We start from the raw sequence: 18,772 nt of genomic DNA, 5'->3' as shown, positions 1-18,772 counted from the left end.
CCGTGGCGACCAGGCCGCGTTGACGGGGCGACGCGTCAGCGGCCCTTCGAAGCCACCCTGGGGGGCGCGGTGACGGGGTTGGCGATGGCGAAGTCGTAGATCTCCAGCAGACGCTCGAGGCTGCTCTCCGGCTGGAAGCGGCGCTCGTAGGTCGCGCGTCCTTGCAGGCCCATGGCGACGAATCGCTGCGGATCCCGGTCGATCTGGGCGAAGGTCCCCGCAAGCGAAGCAGCATCTCCGGCTCGGAACAGGACGCCGTCGAGCCCCTGCGTGATGAGCTCCGGGAAGGGCCCCATTGCCGGGGCGAGCGATGCGACCCCCGCCGCCATCGCCTCGACGGCCACCAGCCCGAAGGTCTCCTCCGACTGTGAGGTCACCACACTCGCCACCGACCGGGCCAGCATGTCGCCGACCTGCTCGCGCGACACCAGGCCGGCCAGCTCCACGGTCGGGTGCCTGGCGCCCCAGGCCTTCACCTCCGCCTCCAGCGGACCCCCGCCGACCACCGTCAGTCGCAGTGCGGAGTGGGGGTTTTCGGCCCGGAAGGCGTCCCACGCGCTCATGAGGAGGGGTACGCCCTTGGCCGCGTCCAGCCGGCCGACGTAGGTCACCACGTGCTCGCGCTCCTTCGTGCGAAGCTCGCCGCCGACGACGAAGTTGTGCTTCACGAAGACCCGCTCCGGGGGGAGGGCGAGGTCCTCCATCAGGTTCTTCTGCGACTCCGAGATGAAGACGTAGGCAGCAACGAGACGCTGCCACGCCGGGCGATGGATGAGGTTGGCGGCGACGATCGGAAGCGTTGCCAGACGCGACCCTCGGTAGCAGCCGTGCAGGAGGGCTGGCCCCCCGCGCCCGGCTGAGCAGTCATGGCACGGTTCGCCGTCGCGGAAGAAGCCACCCCCTGCGCAGAGGAGCCGGTAGTTGTGGATCGTCGCGACGACAGGCACCCCGGCATCGCGGCACGCATACAGGACCGAGGAGCTGATCAGGGGAAAGGTGTTGTGGACGTGCACGACATCCGGTCGCGTCGCCACGATGTGGGCCGCCAGGTCGCGCTTGACCTCGCCGTTCCACAGCGTCGTGGCGGGGAGTGCTGCCTTGCGCGGCAGCGACCACCCGGCGATGTCGTCGCTGTGCCGTTCGAAGAGCTCGACGTCGTGGCCGGCGGCGCGGAGCGCGGCTCCCTCCTGGTCGACGACGATGTTCTCCCCACTCGGAGCCGCTGACCGGTACCGACCGTGGATGACCAGGATCCTCATGTGGCCCCTCGACGTGCAGGACGAACGACCAGGGACGCCGCAACCACGAGGTCGAGCAGGTATGCCGAGGCGTCACCCAGGCCGGTCTCCGTGATCGAGGACAACACGCAGTACGTGATCAGGAACAGGGCGATGGCGCGCCGCGGACCCCGCGGGTGGGTGACGGCCATCCCCAACAGCACGCACAGGAAGGTGACGAGCAGGACCACGCCGAACCATCCGAGGTCGAGATACGTGGCCACCCAGCTGCTGTCCACGGACAGACCGGTGAAGGACTTGTCCGACAGGCCCGATCCGAAGAGCTCCTGGATTCGTGGGCGGCTGGTGTTCGACACTGCGGTCCACACCGTGGCCCGACCAGTCAGGTCAGTCGCCTGCTCCGCCGACTGGCCGCGAGCAGCCCAGCGCAGCACCTGCGGGGCAAAGAGGGTGGCGCCGACGATCACGGCGACGAGCGTGGTCACCGAGGTCCGCCGGACGCGTGCGTGCCCGAGGAAGAGACTGCCCGCGGCCACGATGAGCCCCGTGATGGCACCGAGCAGGGCAGTGCGTGTGTGCGTACCCAGGAGACAGGCCGTCGAGAGCACGACGGCCACCAGGGCATGTCTCCCACCGATGATGCGGCACAGCCACAACACGACCGACGTGCCGAGCAGCACTGCTGCGTAGTGCGCCACGGCGGTCGGCCACATGGGCCAGATCACCCCGGACAGGCGACCTTCGAAGGCGAACGCCTTGCCGGGCGCGATCAGGGCCCCGAGGGCAACGGGGACCAGGGCTCCCCACAGGCAGAGGCGGTGGACCCGCAGGAGCAGGAGGTCCCGAGCGCCCCACCAAGGGGACAGCAGCCACAGGCAGGCCACGAAGCCGACCAGTCGCATCGCGCGATAGGTCGACCCCAGGAAGAAGACGCTGTGGATGCTGACGGCCAGGGCCACCACCGCCATGACGGACAGGAGCACCAGGAACAGGTGCGGCCGGATGACGATCCGGGGGTTCACCAAGAGCGCCAGCACCACGGCGAGGATGAGGGAACCCTGCGCGATCGCTTGGGTGACTGGGCCAGGGATCGGCACGATCGTCGACACCCCTGTCGGCGTGAGGACGTTGCAGAACAGGGCCCCCCACGCCAGGAACAGGAGCCTCGGCACTTCCGAGGCGCGGGTCCGCAGGGACGAGGTCGGCCGGAGCTCATCCGTGCGAGGCCATGGCCTGACCCAGCGGGCCGCCGTCGCGGTATTGCTCACCGCTGGCTCCCTGCCATGGACCCCGAGTCATGGGAGCCCTTGAGGCCGAGGCTCTCGTCGGTGTCGTCGGACCCGACCATCATGGCGAAGGGGAGCTCGAGACCGGCCGCCCGGACCAGCTCCGCTGTGGTCTGCAACAGCTCCGGGGAGGACTGGCCCGCAGTGACGAGCGGCACGGCCCGCCCGACCCATGACGCGAGGCTCTCGGCATCGATCCCCGGGTCGACGTCGGCCAGGACGAGGACGACGTCCGCCGCGGCCCACGCGTCATCCGGGAACTCGTCGCCACGAAGGGCTGCCGAGTCGCCGCGAGCGGCGCGCAGAGGGCCGCGTGCCAGCCCGACCGCCCCGGTGGGACGGAACACCGTCGGCGAACCAAGCGCCCGAGCTGCTGCGGAGGCCTCCCTCGACGCCATGCGGGAGGCGCGCCTGGCAAACCGCCTGGACGACAGGTGGGCGACCAGCGCTCCGGACGGGCTGAGGTCGACCAGCAGGACAGCCCTTCCGAGGGCATTGAGCTGGAGTGCCAGCGCAGCCATCACCTCGGCGGCCACCCCTGCGTTGCCGATGGCGACCATCGCCACGACCTGTTGCCGGTCGTCGACCCAGCTGGCTCGGACCGGAGCGGCAGGCAACGCCGCCAGCGTGGTGTCACTGCGGTCCGGCAGCGCCGAGGCCAAGCCGTGGACGAGCGTCGCAAGGTCACGAGCGTGCCACGGCCCTGAGATCCACCGCAGGGGCGCGAAGCGGCGTTCCGTGGGTCCCCGCGAGGCAACGCTGTACCGAACCGGGGCGCCGAGGGCGAGCGCGACGTCCTGGCGGCGTCGCACCCTGGTGGACGTGAGAGCCCGGAACAGCACGAGACCGACTCCCAGGGCGGTTCCCGCGATGAGACCTGAAGCCACGTTGAGGACCAGCAGCCTCTTGAGGGACCGTCTCTCGACCGTTGCGGGGTCGATCACGTGCGTGGACGCGATGGCGGCGTCCGCGCTCAGCGATGCATCCTCCAACGCAGCCTGCAGTTCGACGATCTGGGCATTCAGCTGGGTGCGACGGGTCAGGATGTCGGAAGCCTGGCTCTGCCCATCGGCGCCTTTCAGTAGCTCCTCGTTGTACGCGGTGGTGAGGGAGGTGACTTGCGCTCTGAGGGTGTCGATCCGGGACTTGTACCCGTCGATCAGGCCACGAGTGAGGGACCTCAGCTGCTCAGCCCGAAACGTGAGGTACTGATCGGTCAGGGCATCGGCCCGGATCACCGCCGACCGACCGTCCGGCGCCGACACCGAGATGGTGAGCACCTCGGGGGTGACCGGTTCGGCAGTGATCGTCGACTGAAAGGCCTCCGGCGACACATCCAGCGACAGTGCCTTGACGGTGCGGGAGGACACCTCCCGGGTGTTGAGCAGGCTGAGGTCGGTCGCCATCGCCGACTGCGCGTCGAGGTTCGCGGGGTGGGCCATCAAGACCATCACGGTGCCCTGAGTGGCCGGGGGTACCAGCACGACCACGGCAAGGCCTACCGCAGCTCCGAGCACGGCGAGAAAGCTCCAGGTGCGCCACGCGCGGCGGAGGGAGTTGCGGAGGTAGTGCCAGGTGCCAAGAAGCGGTCGCGGTGCGCCGGTGATCTCGAAGTCGCGGTCCTCGTCCTCGATGCGCCAGGAGACGTCGATCATCGCAGCCTCCGCCGAGTCCTCAGAGCGGTCGCCTCGGTCGTGGCCGCGGTGCCGGTCATGAGCGACGGGAGTGGCACCTGCGCCGCGCGTTCAGAGGGCAGGAGGCGTCCAGTGGTGCGGTCCAGGGGGTCCGGGTCGACGACGACGATTCGAGCGATGGAGTTGCCCGAGTCGTCCGCGGCGAGCGCAACCCTGGCAAGGTCCTCCGCCGTGGCTGATCCTGCTGTCACCGCGAGCAGGATCACGGCCTTGCCCACCCCCATGCGCAGCTCCGGACGCTGACGGTCGGCCACGGCGATGTGCACGACCAGGTCCGCGGAACGCTGGGCGTGTCCGCTGCCGTCGACCGACAGCCTGGGACGCGGCTGCTCATCGTGCGCGAGGCCCGCGCACGCGACCCGGAGCGCGTTCGCCGACTCATGCATCTGTGCGGTGAGCAGCTGGGTCTGGAGACCGGATGATGCCGCGAAGGACGCGAGCTGTGGACCGACCGCCAGGGCCTTGACGTCTCCGGACAGCGTCAGCAGGACGACTCCCGTCGGCCCTGTGTCATCGTCGGACTCCGGTGCGAGGCTTCCCGGGTGGCCCGGCGTCACGAGGCGCACCAGCTGGCGCAGGGTCCACGTCTCGACGTTGTGCGGCGCGTAGCTCTTGAGCAGTCCGGTCCATCCCGCGACCGAGCGCGGGGCATGGCTCTCGATGGACGCCACGACAGGGATTCCGACGGCATCGGCGATCTGGTCCCGGGAACGAACGGCCCGCTCGCGGCGGGATCGCAGCACGAGGATGAGCAGGACCAGGAGGGCACCGGCTGCGGCACCCCCCACCCCGAAGAGGGCAGCGCTGACAAAGGGCGACGTGGTCACGGCCGGCGAGGCTGCTTCGATCAGGGTGGCAACGGCACCGGGCTGGGCAAGGGACTGGTTCGCGGTCTCCTGCTGGAGCTTGTCGACCTGGAGCACCAAGCTGCCCTGTTGCGCTGTCAGCTGCGCGCGCGCGGCCGCGTCCGCCTTGCCCGCAGGCGAGGCCGGGGACTCGCCGGCAAGTCGCACATCGGTCTTCTTGATCTCGGAGTTCACCGCCGCGAGGCTGGCCTGCAGCGCGGCGACTCGCGTCGAGAGGGCGCTTCTGGCCTGCGCCTGCATCGTGTTCGCCGCGGCCTTGAGGTAGTCCAGCTCCGCCTGGGCGACGGCGCCGGACAGGGCCCGCGCCCGCTCAGGAGTGGTCCCCGTTGCCGTGATGCTCATCAGGTCCGTCGTCGCGGCCTTGACGGTCACCCGCTTGGCCACCTGGGTTGCGGTCAGTGCGGGGGTGACTGCCTGTCCGGCAGGCCCGAGCACCGCTTCACTCTGGGCGATCTGCACCTGGGTGTCGATGCCGTGGGCGGGGAGTGCGACGGTCGACCCCTGCGAGGCCACGGGGAGGAGGACCTTGCTCGTGCTGCTGTACTCCGGAGGACGCATCGACAGGGCGACACCTCCGTCGACCGCCCCGATGGCGGCCGCGAGCGCGAGGATCCACGCGCGACGGCGGGCGATCGCCCAGGTCGCTCTCAGGTCGAGGGCTTGTTCGCTCACGACTCCTCCTCGCCGGGCGACGAGAAGGAGGCGGCCCGCACCGCCGCGGCACTCTCGGTGAGATCGAGACCGGTCTGCAGGGTGAGTGCGCCCGTCCACGAGCCGGAGCCCACCAAGGTGGTGGTCGGCACCTTCTCCCCGAAGCGGGGGGAGTACCACCCCAGGACCGGGTCCACCTCACCGCGGTGGCTCGACCACGTCAGCGACTGAGGCAGGCGGAGCAGGGCGCGGCCAGGACCCGACTCCCCCGTCCAGGACAGCTGCGCCCCTCCGTCAGTGAGCCGCGCCCGGACCTCCGGTCCAAGGTGCCACGCCAGGCGCAGGGTATGCCGCGCGGACGCGGACCCCGTCAGGGTGTCCGTGACGCGGAGCGCGCGCTCGACCGGGTCCAGCGTCACCGTACGTTCGTGACGAAGTCGAGGATCAAGTCGCGCATAGCCGGCGTGGTGAGCCGTCCACGCCTGCACCGGGCCGTCCGGCTCGAAGTGGTCGACCACGGCGTCGGTCTGGCTGCTCCAGAGAAATGGCCCGCCTTCGACGGACTGGCTGACGCCGTCCACCTCGATGGTGTTGTGCGCGGCAGTGGAGCGGAAGTACTGCCGCCAGACGGGGTCTCCGTGGTAGCAGAATGTCCCGGGATCGACGAGCAGCTCGACACCGTCGCAGCGGAGCTCGACCGACAAGGCGTCCGCGTGGGCATGCGCCGCGATGGACAGGAACCCGTGTGGGCCTCCATCACAGCGACACCAGATCTCGGGCCCCTGGCCTTGGGGGGTGCGGAGCACGTAGAGGCCCGCGTCGCGAAAGGCGAGCGGGGCGCTCGCGGCCCGGTCAGGCAATGGGGTGTTCTCGGCGCCCGCGGCCGTCGACGTGCCGGCGGCAACGGCGCGGAGCACGGTGCTCTGGACACCGGCCACCGTCGGCGGCCACCAGCCAAGAGGCCCGACGACGGCACCACCCGCTGCAAGCAGGCTTGCCCACGGATCGACGTCCGGGCCGTCGACCACCAGGGCGCGACCCTCGTCACCATCGCCCTGTCGAGGTGGGCGACCACTCGCGTCGAGCATGGCGGCCGCAGCGTCCAGGGACGACACCAGCAACGACCTGGTCGAGGGGCTCAGAGGGTGGCCCGCACGACCCGCCTCGGCCAGCGACACCAGGCCCAGCTCGGTCACGAAGCGGTGGTAGTCGGAGGCCTGCTCTCGGTTCAGCCCACTGGAAAAGGTGTTGGCGGCCAACGAGTTCTCCAGCTCGACCGTCGCGCGAGTGCGCCACTCGTCGCTCTCGCGGAACCAGGGGAAGGCACAGGCCGCGACCAGCTGCCCGGCCGCCTCGGCAACCAGGTGGTTGTTGGCCGACGACCCAGTGCTTCGGAAGGCGGCGAGAAACTCTTGGTGCCACCTGAGCTGCTGGAGGGCGTCGGCGTTGTCCTCGAACAGGCCGGCTGCCCCCGGCCAGCCGTCCAGCAGCCGTCGCACCCATGCCCAGCTGATGAGCCGGACCCCGATCTCGATACCGCTGGTCCAGTGCACCCCGGAGAGGAAGGGGTTGGCGGCCCACCACGACCTGAGCTGCCGCGCCACGGTGTCGGCGTACCGCTCGTCGCCGGTCAGCCACCAGGCGGCCGCGAGGACCGTCAGGTGGTGGTGTCGCGACAGCTCCCACACCGACTTGATGTTTCCCGTCACGCCTTCGTCGCGATGGTCGATGCGGAAGGCCAGCACGTGCTGGGGAGCGCGGCGACCCGTCACCGGGTCGTGGAACCAGTCGGGGTCGAGGATGTCGCGACGGCTGGTGCCCAGCACGGCATACTCACCTCGCAGCAGCCGATCGGCCGCGGTGACCACCGCGTCCCGAGCCGCTGCCGGCACCTGTCCCCTCACGTCCGGCTCCAGCGCACTGGCAAACCGACGATCAGGCAGGAGTCCCGCGACGGTCCCGGGCGCTGCGCCCAGCTCCACCCGTCGGCGCGCCCACAGGGCCTGGCGTCCCCGGTCAGCGACTCGCTGCAGCACCTCGTCTGGCGTCATTCCGCGCAGCCGACGCAGGTACCACTGCGCGGACCTGCTCATGGTGACACTGCCTCGTGGGAGACAAGGCTCTGGCCGACGGCGATCGTCGCCCGGGTGGTCGCAACCAGCGACTCCAGCGAGATGGGCATCGGGCGACCTGCAACCACCGCGTCGACGAAGGCGGCCACCTCGGCGCGCTGTCCCTTGTCCTGACCGGCATACGAGCGCTTCACGTCCTTGCCCGCGCGGCTCCAGAGGGTGGCGCGGGAGAAGTTGTCGAGACGGGCGTTGCTGCCACCACCGGAGACGTCCAGCGTCTCCTTCGGGAACCGGCTGTCGCCGTCGGTCGCGTACGTGATGGTCGCGAGCGAGCCGTCGGCATAAGTGAGCAGGACGTGCAGATCCGCGCCGTTGGAGGTCTGCTGCGCCATCACCCGCACCGGGTCGTGCCCGATCCAGGCGCTGAGGGTGTCGATGAAGTGCCCACCCTCACCGAGGAACCGTGAACCCTCGAGCTCTTCGTTGAGGTACCAGCTCGTGGCGTCGAGGGATCCCGCGTTGACGAGGTAGCGGGCGCTCATGGGTCCGGTCGGACGGCCGAAGCGTCCGCGCAGATCGGTGAAGAGGGGCGCGAAGCGGCGGTTGAACCCCACCATGACGCGGTCGTTGCCGGTCGTCTCCACGACCTCCAGGATGCGGTCCACCTGCTCGGGGGTCAGGGCCAGGGGCTTCTCGACGAAGACGGCCTTGCCCTGCTCGAGCGCCCGGCAGACGAAGTCGGCGTGCGAGTGGTGCCGCGTGACGACGAACACGGCGTCGATCGTCGGGTCCTCGAGCACCACACTGGCGTCGGTCGTCAGCGCCTCGAACCCGAACTTGCGCTGCGCGTTGACGGCGGACAGCGAACGAGTCGTCGCCACGGTGGCCAACGTCGCCGCGTGGTGCTTCGCGAGGTGGGGCAGCAACATGGAGCTGGCGTAGCTACCGGCACCGACGAAGCCCAGCCGCGCGGTGGCTCCCTCGAGCCGCGTCCTCGGAGCGGACGAGCGCGGAACGGTCACCGTGCGGGTGAACAGCTCACCCGTGGAACCGTCGGCATCGACCGCGGGGCGCGGGTACTCGAACAGGAAGCCGATGCCGCGCATCGACCCGGTGCGCATCTCCTCGTAGACCGATGGCGCGTCTGCGATGGGCCGCGTCCCGGACACGAGGGAGGCCACCTCGAGGGACTTGCCCGACAGGAGGTCGAGGAAGCACTGGAGGTTTCGACGCTCGGTCCACCGCACATAGCCGGCGGGGTAGTCGATGCCCTCGAGCTCGTACCGGTCGTCGTAGCGGCCGGGACCGTACGAGCGCGAGAACCGGACGTCGAGCTCCTTCTCGTAGTAGGCGTTCCACGGCAGGTCCAGCTTGGTCTTGCCGATGTCGACGACCCGCGCGCGATCCCGCGCGAGGCGGGCGGCCAGCTCGACGGGTCCGTTGCTGTCGCCGCCGGCGGCGAGGAACACGTGGTCGGCGCCAAGCCCGCTGGTAGCCGCCAGGATGGCCTGTTCGACGTGGGCCGCACCGTCGTCGTGGGGGGCTCCGCACGTCAGGGCGCCGGCGGCCTCGGCCATCCGGCACCGCTCCGGCACCGTGTCGACGCCGACCACCCGGACGCCGGAGGCCACCAGCAGCCGGACGACCAGCTGCCCGATGAGCCCGAGCCCGATGACGCACGCCATCTCCCCGAGCTGGGCCTCACTGCGCCGGACACCCTGCATCGCGATGGCGCCCACGGTCGCGAACGCGGCGTGCTCCGGCTCGACCCCGGCGGGCACGGCGACGCACAGGTTGACGGGCACCCAGTTCACCTCGGCGTGGAGCGCGAACTCGTTGCCGGCCGCGGCCACCAGGTCCCCGACGGCGAACTCCTCGGCACCAGCCCCCACCTCCACGACGACGCCGCAGAGTGAGTAGCCGAGCGGGGTGTAGCTGTCCAGGGTGTTGATGGCCTTCTTGTACGTGGCAACCGGACCCTGCTGCGCCACCGAGTCGAGGACCTTCTTGACCTGGTCCGGCCTGGCCCGCGCCTTGCCGATCAGCGAGAGCCGGGCCTCGGTGACCTTCATCATCTCGGTCCCCGTGGAGATCAACGAGTACAGCGTCCGCACGAGCACCCCGCCGGGCTTGCACGCCGGAGCCGGCACGTCGAGCACCACGAGCTCACCGGAGCGATAGTTCTGGGCTACCTGCTTCATGTCCTCTTCCACATCCCTGCGTTCTGATCGGGCCCCTGCCCGTGGCCTCCCCGGACGGCGGGAGACAACCCCCTGCTCACCCCGCACTCACCCCTGCCGACCGCACGTTGCGGTACCACTGCTCCAGGCACAGCAGCTGCCAGATCTGCTTGGACTCGTCCCGACGCCCGCTGCGCTGGTCGTCCACGAGTCTCGACAGCGGTTCGCGACGCAGGAACCCGGTCTGGACCAGCTCGCCGCCGAGCAGCACGTCATCGACCAGCTCGCGCAGGTCGTTCGTCACCCAGGCCCGCAGCGGGACCCCGAAGCTGGCCTTCGGACGGTCGATGATCTCGTCGGGCAGCCAGGCCCGGGCGGCGTCCTTGAGCGCCGCCTTCTGCACGCGTCCGCGGATCTTGTCCGACCCGGGCAGCGCGAACGCCGCGGCGAACACGACGGGATCGACGAACGGCACGCGCACCTCCGTGGAGGCGGCCATGCTCGCGCGATCCGTGTAGGTGAGGTTCAGCCCGACCATGAACATCCGCGAGTCGGCCAGGCACATGCGGCTGACCTGGTCGGCGAGGTCGTTGTCCTCGTAGACGGCGCGGTGGTGGTCGATCACCCCGTCGACCTGGCCCGCCAGGCTCGGGTCGAGCAGGTCCACCAGCTCGTCGCGGTCGTACATCGTGTAGCTGCGGCGGAAGGCCTCCTCCTCCGGCAGCTCGGCGAAGGTCAGGAACCGCTGGGCCCAACGGACGGTTCGTATGCCGCGTTGCCCGACGGCGACGGGCATGGCACGGACCGCGGGGGCGATGACTCCCGTGCGCAGGGTGCGCGGCACCCGGCGGTAACGCGCAGTCATCAGCGTGGCCAGGTGCTTGCGGTAGCCGCCGAAGAGCTCGTCGGCCCCCATGCCGGAGAGCAGCACCTTGACGCCGGCGGAGCGGGCGGCATCGCACATGAGGAGCGTGTTGATGGCTGCGGGATCCCCGATCGGCTCGTCGAGGATGTCCACCATGCGCGGCAACAGGTCCACGATGTCGGGGCTGATCTCGATCTCGTGCAACCGGATCCCCAGGTGCGAGGCGAGCATGCGGGCGTAGCGCGCGTCATCGGGCATGGCCTCGAGCCGCTGGTCCTCCGGCCGGAAGGCGATCGTGTACGCCTCGATCGCCGCATCCGCCTGGTGGGCCAGCGCGGTGATGATGCTCGAGTCCAGCCCCCCACTCAGGAACGAGGCGACGGGGGCATCCGAGATCAGGTGGGCCTCGACGGAGGTCTTGAGCACTTCGCGCAGGTCCGTTGTCGGCCCGGTGGCGGCGGCACGGGCAGCTTCCTCGGCGGTGTTCCAGAACTCGCCGGAGCTCACCGAACCGTCCTTGTGGTAGGTCCGCCACGTTCCCGGAGGCAGCTTGTGGACGCCCTCGACCGCGTCGTACTCCTGCGGCAGCCAGTAGTAGAGCGCCGACGCCACCATGCCCGCCGCATTGACCCGCAGCTCCGGGCCGACGGCCGCGATGATCGCCTTGAGCTCCGAGGCGAAGACGATCCCCGAACCCCTGGGCATGACATAGAGGGGCTTGATCCCGAGCGGGTCCCGGACGAGGCTGAGGTCCCCGGTGCGCTCGTCGTGGATCGCGAACGCGTACATCCCGCGGAAACGGCGCAGTGCGCCCGGGCCCCACGCGCGCCACGCCTCGAGGACGACCTCGGTGTCGGACCGGGTCGCGAAGCGCACCCCGCGGGACTCGAGCTCGCGGCGGATCTCGAGGAAGTTGTAGAGCTCGCCGTTGTAGCTCAGCGTCAGGCCGCCCCGGGCGAACGGCTGGTCGGCCGCGGCGGAGAGGTCGATGATCGACAGCCGTCGGTGGCCGAGCACGACGGAGCTCTCCGGGTCGACCAGCTCCACCACACCGCGGGCGTCGGGGCCGCGGTGGTCGATCCGGTCGACCATCGTCGAGACCACCACCTTGCCGTCAGGCTGCTGGTACGCGCCCGCCACCCCGCACATGACTAGGCCTTCGCGCGGAGGAGCTCGGTGGGTGGCTGGGGCTCGGAGGCTGAGGACGTCTCGCTGCGTGATGCGGGCAGGCGACCGCTCAGCTCGTCGAAGACCGCGACGTACCCGACGCGCTGGTGCTCCCAGGCCAGGTGCTGCTCGACCCGTTCGCGGCCACGGCGGCCCATCACTTCGCGCTCCTCGGGGTTGTCGAGGAGCTCGACGATGGCGCGCGCGTAGCCCTCGACGTCTCCGGGCTCCACGTAGCGCGCGGCGTCCTGCGCCGACACCCTCGTCTCCCTGAGCTCGAAGGCGACGACCGGCAGGCCGAACGCCATGTACTCCATCGTCTTGTTCATCGTCGAGACGTCGTTGAGCGGGTTCAGCGGATCCGGCGAGAGGCCCACCTCGGCGGTGGAGAAGACGGCTTTCACGGTCTCGTCGGGGACCCGGCCAGGCATGTCCACGTAGTCGGCGAGGCCGAGCTGGTCGCGCTGCGCGACGAGGTCGGGGTAGCAGTCACCCTTGCCCATCAGGGTGAAGGAGATGTCGTGCCGCCCGAAGGTGTTGACGATGATGTCGGCGGCTTCGAGGACGATGTCCACCCCGTCCTGGGGGCCCATCACACCGATGTACGCGACCAGGTGCTCCCGGCCCCGTCGCTGCCCCGGGTCAGGCTCCTGGCGGCGCAGGCGCTCCGGGTCCGGACCGGTCCGGACCACGGTCACGTGCTCGGGCGCCTTGTGGCCCCGCGACCTCGCGATCGCGGCATACGAGTCGTTGGTCGAGGTGACCCGGTCGGCTGCGCGGAACGTTTCCCGCTCGAGGCGCAGAAGACCTCGCAGGAAGGGCCGCGGACCGTCAGGAAACCGCGACTCGAAGAGCTCAGGACAGAGGTCATGGTGGTCGAAGACGAATCGCGAGCCGTCCAGCAGCCGCAGCACCCTGGCCAGCGGCCAGAAGATGTCCGGCGGGTTGCAGGCCTGGACGACGCGGAAGGTACCCCGCCTCCTGGCCTTGAACGCCAGCCAGGCGGTGGCCAGGAACGAGTAGGCGTACTCGATGAAGAACCCCACCGCGCCGCCGCCAGGGGCGTAGGGAGGGTAGGCCAGGATGCGTACGCCGTCGACGACCTGTTCGCGTCCGGTGCCGTCACCGGTGGGGCAGATCACGCTGACGTCGTAGCCGGCCCGGACCAGGCTCTGGCACTCCAGCCACACCCGCCGGTCGAAGGGGACTGGAAGGTTCTGGACGATGATGAGCACCCGCGTCGGTGACGCGGGCGAGCCGTGGCGCCGCATCACCAGTTGACCCCCTCGTATGCCGGGAGCTGCTCGACCGCCTCGCCCAGCCTGCCGTTGAGGTCGATGACCACACGCGGGTCGGCCATGGTGAGCGCCTTCAGGGTCGCGGCGTCGGACGACGAGACGATGACGACCTCCGCGTCCGCCAGGGCCTCCTCGGGCGTGGCGGCAAGGAGCCGGTTCACGTGGGCGAGCTTGCTCTGAAGGTGACGCAGGTTCGCGCCGATCAGCTTGTCGGGATTGACGATCGGGTCGTAGATGCGGACGTCGAGTCCCTTGCCCACGAACCGCTCGGCCACCTCCAGGTTGGGGCTCTCGCGCAGGTCGTCGGTGTCCATCTTGAAGCTCAGGCCGAGCAGGCACACCCGGCGGTACCCGGTCTGGAGCACCCGGTCGACGACGGAGCGCACGAGGATCTCGTTGCTCGTCATGGTGGACCCCACGAGCGGGATCTCGACACCGGTGTGCCGGGCCATGCTCTGCAGGGCGCGCAGGTCCTTCGGCAGGCACGAGCCGCCGAAGGCGAAGCCGGGCCGCAGGTAGGTCGGCGCGATGTTGAGCTTGCGGTCCTCGCAGAAGATCTCCATGACCCTGCGGGCATCCACGCCGTAGGGAGCGAACACCCGACCCATCTCGTTGGCAAAGGTCACCTTGACCGCGTGGAAGGCGTTGCAGGCATATTTCAGCGCCTCGGCCGTCGCCACGTCGACATGGTGGATCTCCTGGCCGAGGAAGGCGAAGAGCTCGGTGAGCGACGCCCGCGCCTGCTCGTCATCGGTTCCGACGACCACGAAGGGAGGTGCGAAGAAGTCGGCCATACCGGAGCCCTCGCGCAGGAACTCGGGACACATGGCGGTGCGCACGGACCAGTTCGCGGGCACGCGGCCTTCCACGAACTCGGGAGCCACCACAGTGGCGACGGTGCCGGGCGGCACGGTCGAGCGGACGACGACGGAGTGGACGCCCGAGGCCGGTGGCTGGGCAACCTCCATCGCGAGGCGCAGGTCGGCGAGCGCACGGCTGATGTACGTGAGGTCGGTGTCGCCTCGCGGCGACGACGGGGTGCCGACGCAGATCAGCGAGACGTCTGCCCCCTCGACGGCGAGCCTGGCGTCGGTCGTGGCCTGGAGCCGACCCGCTGCCACGGCTTCCTGGACCATCGTGTCGACGCCGGGCTCCACGACAGGGCTCTGCCCGCGGTTGATGGCGTCCACCTTCAGCGTGTCGACGTCCACCCCGAAGACCTCGTGACCGCGCGAGGCCAGTCCCGCCGCCGTGACGGTGCCCACGTATCCCAGACCGAACACCGCGACCTTCATGCCGGCCCCCCGGTCCACATCCCTCGGATCATTGTCATGCGGGCCTCCCTCGGTAGCTGCCGCATCGTTCGATGCGTCCCCTCCACTGCGTTTTCAATACAACACCTGCACACACATGACGCGGGTCGTCCGGATTGGCCAGAGCCCTCTGGGTCAAATGGTGGAGACCGCCCTCCGGGGGTGCACCGGGCGCGCACCCGACGACGTGGTTCTGGGTGGTCCTCACGACGTCAGGAGGTCACGACCTCGTCGAGCCGCATCAGCCGAACGACCCGACGCGTGTACTTCAGGGGCGCGGGGAAGATGCCGAGGGCGTCGCGGATGATGCTTCCCGCCACGAACCGCAGGACCGCGAGGTTCACCACCAGGGTGCCGAGGACCGCGAGAGCCAGCCCGGCACGCGGGTCCAGGCCCGAGACGGCGCGCATCACCAGGGTCCCGACGAGCATCGCCGTCACGGTCGGCACCAGGACCGTCAGGAAGGGCTTGGCCACGACTCGGGTCGACAGCCCCAGCATCCGCCCGACGATGATCCAACGAGCCACTGTGGCGAGCACCGCAACGACCACGAAACCGACCGCCACGCCGGCCAGGCCCCAGCGGACCGCGATGACGGTCGTCGCCAACGTGGCCGCGTCGACGACCACCGCGTAGACGAGCCAGCGCCCCGGACGGCCGAGGCCGTAGAACAGTCCGTGGTCGAGCGCTGCGCCCAGAGTCACGATCCCCGCGATGGACAGGGCCTGGGCGGGCTTGACGCTGGCACCCCAGGCCTGACCGAACACCATGGGGACGAGCACTGGAGCCGTCACGACGATGACGACCATCAGCGGGGAGACCACTGCGTAGGCGATGCCCAGTGCCTTGACGTACGAGGCACGCAGACGGTCGGGCGCTTCACGCACCTTGGCGAAGACGACCGTCGACACGGGGACGAGCGAGACGGCCGTCAGCTCCTGGGCCACCTGCACCAGTCGTTGGGCGATGCTGAGCAGGCCCAGCGCCGCCGGTCCCAGGGTGACCGTGATGACCCAGCTCTCCGCCCAGAGCCGCGAGGCAGACACGAGGTCCACACTCGACACCCGCACCCCGAAGGCAGCCATCTGGCGGAACTGCCGCGGCGACAGCCACAGGGCGGGCACCCATCGGGCGCCCCACCAGGCGAGGATGGCGATCACCCACTGGGTGACGACCACCTGGGCCACGAGCGCCCAGACGCCGCCGCCGTTCAGGGCGACCACGACGGCGACCCCTTGCGCCAGCAAGGCGGCGACGAGGGTCTGCACCGCGACGGCGCGGAACTTCATGGCTCGCCGGAGCAGCGCGAGTGGCACGGCCGCCAGGACGGTCGGGACGACTGCGAGGACCAGGGCCCGCAGGACCTGGTCGAGCTCGGCGCTGCGGAAGGCCTCCGCGAGCAGGGGCGCCAAGGCCCACAGACCGGCACCGAGGACGAGCCCTGCTGCCACCGAGGCCCAGAAGGCGGTGCTCAGGCTCTTCCGGTCGACCTCTTCGGTTTGCAGCAGGTAGGTGGAGAAGCCGAGGTCGGCGAGGAGGTAGATCGTGGGGATCACGGTCATGGCCGCCGCCACCACCCCGAACTCGCGGGGAGAGACGTGCCGTGTCAGCACCACGAGGGTGGCGAAACCACTCGCCCTGACCGCCCACTTCTGCGCGGCCAGCCAGAGGACCCCGGCCGCGGCACGCTTGCCGAGGTCTCCCTCCAGAACCCGCTCCTCAACGCTCATTCGTCACGACACCGTCCGGGGTTCCCCGCCAGGCTCACGAGGCGCGGCTGATCGCGGTGAGCAGGACCTCGACGACACGTTCCTGCTGGCTGGTCGAGATGCCGGGGAAGATGGGAATGGACAAGATCTCCCGGGCGGCCCGCTCGCTCACCGGGAACTGGCCGGGTCGCAGACCCAGCTCGGCCATGGCCGGCGCGAGGTGCACCGGCACGGGGTAGTGCACTCCGGCTCCCACGCCTTCTGCCTGCAGGCGTCGCAGGACCTCGTCGCGGTCGGGCACCCGCACGACGTACAGGTGCCAGACGTGCTCGTTGCCGGGCAACGTGGTCGGGAGGCGCAGCCGTGGTGTCCCGCCGAGCATCCGGTCGTAGGCCGCTGCTGCCGCACGGCGCTCGCGGTTCCACTCCGGGAGGTGCCGCAGCTTGGCGCGCAGCACGACCGCCTGGAGCGTGTCGAGGCGGGAGTTGAAGCCGAACACCGTGTGCTCGTACTTGACCGGGCTGCCGTGGGACCCCAGGAGCCGCACCCGTTGCGCGATCCGCTCGTTGTCGGTGGTAACCGCACCGCCGTCGCCATAGGCGCCCAGGTTCTTGCCGGGATAGAAGCTCGTTGCCGCCGCGTCGCCGAAGGTGCCCGCCGAACGCCCGTACCTCGTTGCCCCTTGCGACTGCGCGCCGTCCTCGATCACCGAGATCCCCCGTTCCGCCAGGGACGGCGGGAGCTGCTCGAACGGCGCCACCTGCCCATAGAGGTCCACCGGGATCACCGCGCGCGTCCGATCGCTGACAGCGTCCTCGACCGCGGCAGGGTCGATCAGCAGGGCGTCCTCGTCCACGTCCACGAAGACTGGCCTGGCGCCCGCGCGCACGACGGCCTCGGCGGTCGCGATGAAGGTGTTCGCTGGAACGATCACCTCGTCCCCATGGCCGACGCCGGTCGCGCGCAGCGCCATCTCCAAGGCGTCGGTCCCGTTGCCGACACCGATGCAGGAGTGGCCGCCGATGAACTCGGCGTACTCGTGCTCGAAGGCAGCGACTGCCTTGCCACCGATGTAGTCGCCCGTGTCGAGCACGTCGGCGAAGCCCGACGCCACCTCTTCGGCGATGAGCGCGTGTTGCAGGGACAGGTCGACGAGCGGGATCGAGTTCACGGGTTCGGCCTCCTGGGCGCGGACGGTGGTGCCGGGTCTTCGACGGTGGTGTCGCGGTCTTCGACGGAAACAGGCATCAGGCCGCTCGCAGCCCGGCCGCTCGACGCACGGCGGAGACCACGACCTCCTGTTCGAGCTCGGTCATGGTGTGGAACATCGGGAGGATGAGGGTGTTGTCGGTCAACCGGTCCGTCACCGGCAGCTCGACGCGCGTGTGCTCGGCGTAGGCAGGCTGCCGATGGGCGGCCATGATCCCGGCGCGACCGGAGATCCCGTCGGCCGCAAGGGCCGTCAGGAGCTCGTTGCGGCTCAACGGGAAGCCGGCGTCCAGCTCGATCCAGAAGGACTGGAAGTTGGACTCGCCCCAGGGCGGGTCCTCGACCGTGCGCAGCCCGGGGACGTCGACGAGCATCTCCTGGTAGGCACGCGCGAGCTCACGTCTGCGTTGCACCATCGCATCGAGCTTCCCGAGCTGGACCAGGCCGACTGCTGCCTGCACGTCGGTCATCCGGTAGTTGAAGCCGACCTCGAGATAGCTCTCGATCACCGGCTGCCGGCTCAGGTGGCGGGCAGCGGCACTGACACTCATCCCGTGCTCTCGCAGCCGACGGGCCCGCTCTGCCAGCTCGGGGTCAGACGTGGTCAGCATGCCGCCCTCGCCCGTCGTGAGCAGCTTCCTGGGGTGGAACGACCACGCCACCAGAGCCGCTGCCGAACCGGTGGGCCCACCGCGGTAGCGGGAACCAGCCGCGCACGCAGCGTCCTCCACGAGGGCGATCCCCCTGCTGTCGCACAGCCGTCGCAGCGGCTCGACATCGGCCGGCATCCCGCCCTGGTCGACGACCACGACTGCGCGGGTGCGCTCGGTCAGCAGCGGCTCCACCGTCCGCACGCTGAGGTTGCCGTCGGCGGCTTCCACGTCCGCGAACACCGGGGTCGCGCCGACATACACGGCGCAGTTCGCGGTCGCGATGAAGGAGAAGGACGGCACCACGACCTCGTCGCCCGGGCCAACGCCCAGGAGATGGAGGGACAGGTGCAGCGCCGAGGTGCACGACGACACGGCCACGCCGTGGGGCGCGCCCACATGCGCGGCGAACGCAGCCTCGAACTCGGCCACTCGCGGTCCCTGGGCGATCCACCCCGAGGCCACGGCCTCGGCGGCCGCTGCGGCCTCCTCCTCGCCCAGCCATGGCTTCATCACTGGGATCACGCCAGCCTCCATCTCCCGGTCCCCTCACACGGGTGCCTGCCAACCCCCA

General features: G+C 70.1%; 12 protein-coding genes. All 12 read right to left on the bottom strand.

Features of this window, described 5'->3' with window-relative positions; all coding sequences use genetic code 11:
- Positions 1-35: 35 nt before the first annotated feature.
- On the bottom strand, positions 36-1,259 hold the full coding sequence (locus tag AC1DWP_RS11940) for a glycosyltransferase (protein WP_477614692.1): 1,224 nt from the start codon (positions 1,257-1,259) through the stop codon (positions 36-38).
- On the bottom strand, positions 1,256-2,506 hold the full coding sequence (locus AC1DWP_RS11935; RefSeq protein ID WP_477614691.1) for an O-antigen ligase family protein: 1,251 nt from the start codon (positions 2,504-2,506) through the stop codon (positions 1,256-1,258). Before AC1DWP_RS11935 ends, AC1DWP_RS11940 begins: the two co-directional genes overlap by 4 nt.
- Complete coding sequence (locus tag AC1DWP_RS11930) at positions 2,503-4,179, bottom strand: GumC domain-containing protein (RefSeq protein WP_477614690.1); 1,677 nt, start codon at positions 4,177-4,179, stop codon at positions 2,503-2,505. Before AC1DWP_RS11930 ends, AC1DWP_RS11935 begins: the two co-directional genes overlap by 4 nt.
- Positions 4,176-5,756 carry a hypothetical protein gene (locus AC1DWP_RS11925; protein ID WP_477614689.1) on the bottom strand — a complete coding sequence of 527 codons (1,581 nt, stop codon included), beginning with the start codon at positions 5,754-5,756 and terminating at the stop codon, positions 4,176-4,178. Before AC1DWP_RS11925 ends, AC1DWP_RS11930 begins: the two co-directional genes overlap by 4 nt.
- The gene (locus AC1DWP_RS11920) at positions 5,753-7,828 is read right to left on the bottom strand and encodes an alginate lyase family protein (RefSeq protein ID WP_477614688.1); all 2,076 of its coding nucleotides are present in this window, start codon (positions 7,826-7,828) and stop codon (positions 5,753-5,755) included. Before AC1DWP_RS11920 ends, AC1DWP_RS11925 begins: the two co-directional genes overlap by 4 nt.
- Positions 7,825-10,008 (bottom strand): bi-domain-containing oxidoreductase, encoded by a 2,184-nt coding sequence (locus tag AC1DWP_RS11915; RefSeq protein ID WP_477614687.1) that lies wholly within the window; start codon positions 10,006-10,008, stop codon positions 7,825-7,827. The genes AC1DWP_RS11920 and AC1DWP_RS11915 overlap by 4 nt, the downstream gene beginning before the upstream one ends.
- A gap of 76 nt (positions 10,009-10,084) precedes the next feature.
- On the bottom strand, positions 10,085-11,992 hold the full coding sequence (gene asnB, locus AC1DWP_RS11910) for an asparagine synthase (glutamine-hydrolyzing) (protein WP_477614686.1): 1,908 nt from the start codon (positions 11,990-11,992) through the stop codon (positions 10,085-10,087).
- An 11-nt stretch (positions 11,993-12,003) separates the two neighbouring features.
- Positions 12,004-13,290 carry a glycosyltransferase family 4 protein gene (locus tag AC1DWP_RS11905; protein WP_477615298.1) on the bottom strand — a complete coding sequence of 429 codons (1,287 nt, stop codon included), beginning with the start codon at positions 13,288-13,290 and terminating at the stop codon, positions 12,004-12,006.
- Entirely contained in the window at positions 13,290-14,612 is a 1,323-nt protein-coding gene (locus AC1DWP_RS11900) for a nucleotide sugar dehydrogenase (protein WP_477614685.1), read from the bottom strand. Before AC1DWP_RS11900 ends, AC1DWP_RS11905 begins: the two co-directional genes overlap by 1 nt.
- Before the next feature lie 230 nt (positions 14,613-14,842).
- On the bottom strand, positions 14,843-16,360 hold the full coding sequence (locus AC1DWP_RS11895) for a lipopolysaccharide biosynthesis protein (RefSeq protein ID WP_477614684.1): 1,518 nt from the start codon (positions 16,358-16,360) through the stop codon (positions 14,843-14,845).
- A gap of 34 nt (positions 16,361-16,394) precedes the next feature.
- Positions 16,395-17,510: a DegT/DnrJ/EryC1/StrS family aminotransferase gene (locus tag AC1DWP_RS11890; RefSeq protein WP_477614683.1), complete on the bottom strand. Its 1,116-nt coding sequence runs from the start codon at positions 17,508-17,510 to the stop codon at positions 16,395-16,397.
- A gap of 76 nt (positions 17,511-17,586) precedes the next feature.
- Entirely contained in the window at positions 17,587-18,711 is a 1,125-nt protein-coding gene (locus AC1DWP_RS11885) for a DegT/DnrJ/EryC1/StrS family aminotransferase (protein ID WP_477615297.1), read from the bottom strand.
- Positions 18,712-18,772 lie beyond the last annotated feature (61 nt).

It is taken from the genome of Pedococcus sp. P2_F6 (assembly GCF_056403675.1).
Note: the sequence above shows the minus strand (reverse complement) of the source record. Positions and strands in the feature narration are given on the sequence as shown.

Coding starts and splice junctions, on each gene's coding strand:
- AC1DWP_RS11900 (WP_477614685.1), bottom strand. CDS start 14,612: ATGAAGGTCGCGGTGTTCGGTCTGGGATACGTGGGCACCGTCACGGCG.
- AC1DWP_RS11905 (WP_477615298.1), bottom strand. CDS start 13,290: ATGCGGCGCCACGGCTCGCCCGCGTCACCGACGCGGGTGCTCATCATC.
- AC1DWP_RS11920 (WP_477614688.1), bottom strand. CDS start 7,828: ATGAGCAGGTCCGCGCAGTGGTACCTGCGTCGGCTGCGCGGAATGACG.
- AC1DWP_RS11885 (WP_477615297.1), bottom strand. CDS start 18,711: ATGAAGCCATGGCTGGGCGAGGAGGAGGCCGCAGCGGCCGCCGAGGCC.
- AC1DWP_RS11930 (WP_477614690.1), bottom strand. CDS start 4,179: ATGATCGACGTCTCCTGGCGCATCGAGGACGAGGACCGCGACTTCGAG.
- AC1DWP_RS11895 (WP_477614684.1), bottom strand. CDS start 16,360: ATGAGCGTTGAGGAGCGGGTTCTGGAGGGAGACCTCGGCAAGCGTGCC.
- AC1DWP_RS11915 (WP_477614687.1), bottom strand. CDS start 10,008: ATGAAGCAGGTAGCCCAGAACTATCGCTCCGGTGAGCTCGTGGTGCTC.
- AC1DWP_RS11940 (WP_477614692.1), bottom strand. CDS start 1,259: ATGAGGATCCTGGTCATCCACGGTCGGTACCGGTCAGCGGCTCCGAGT.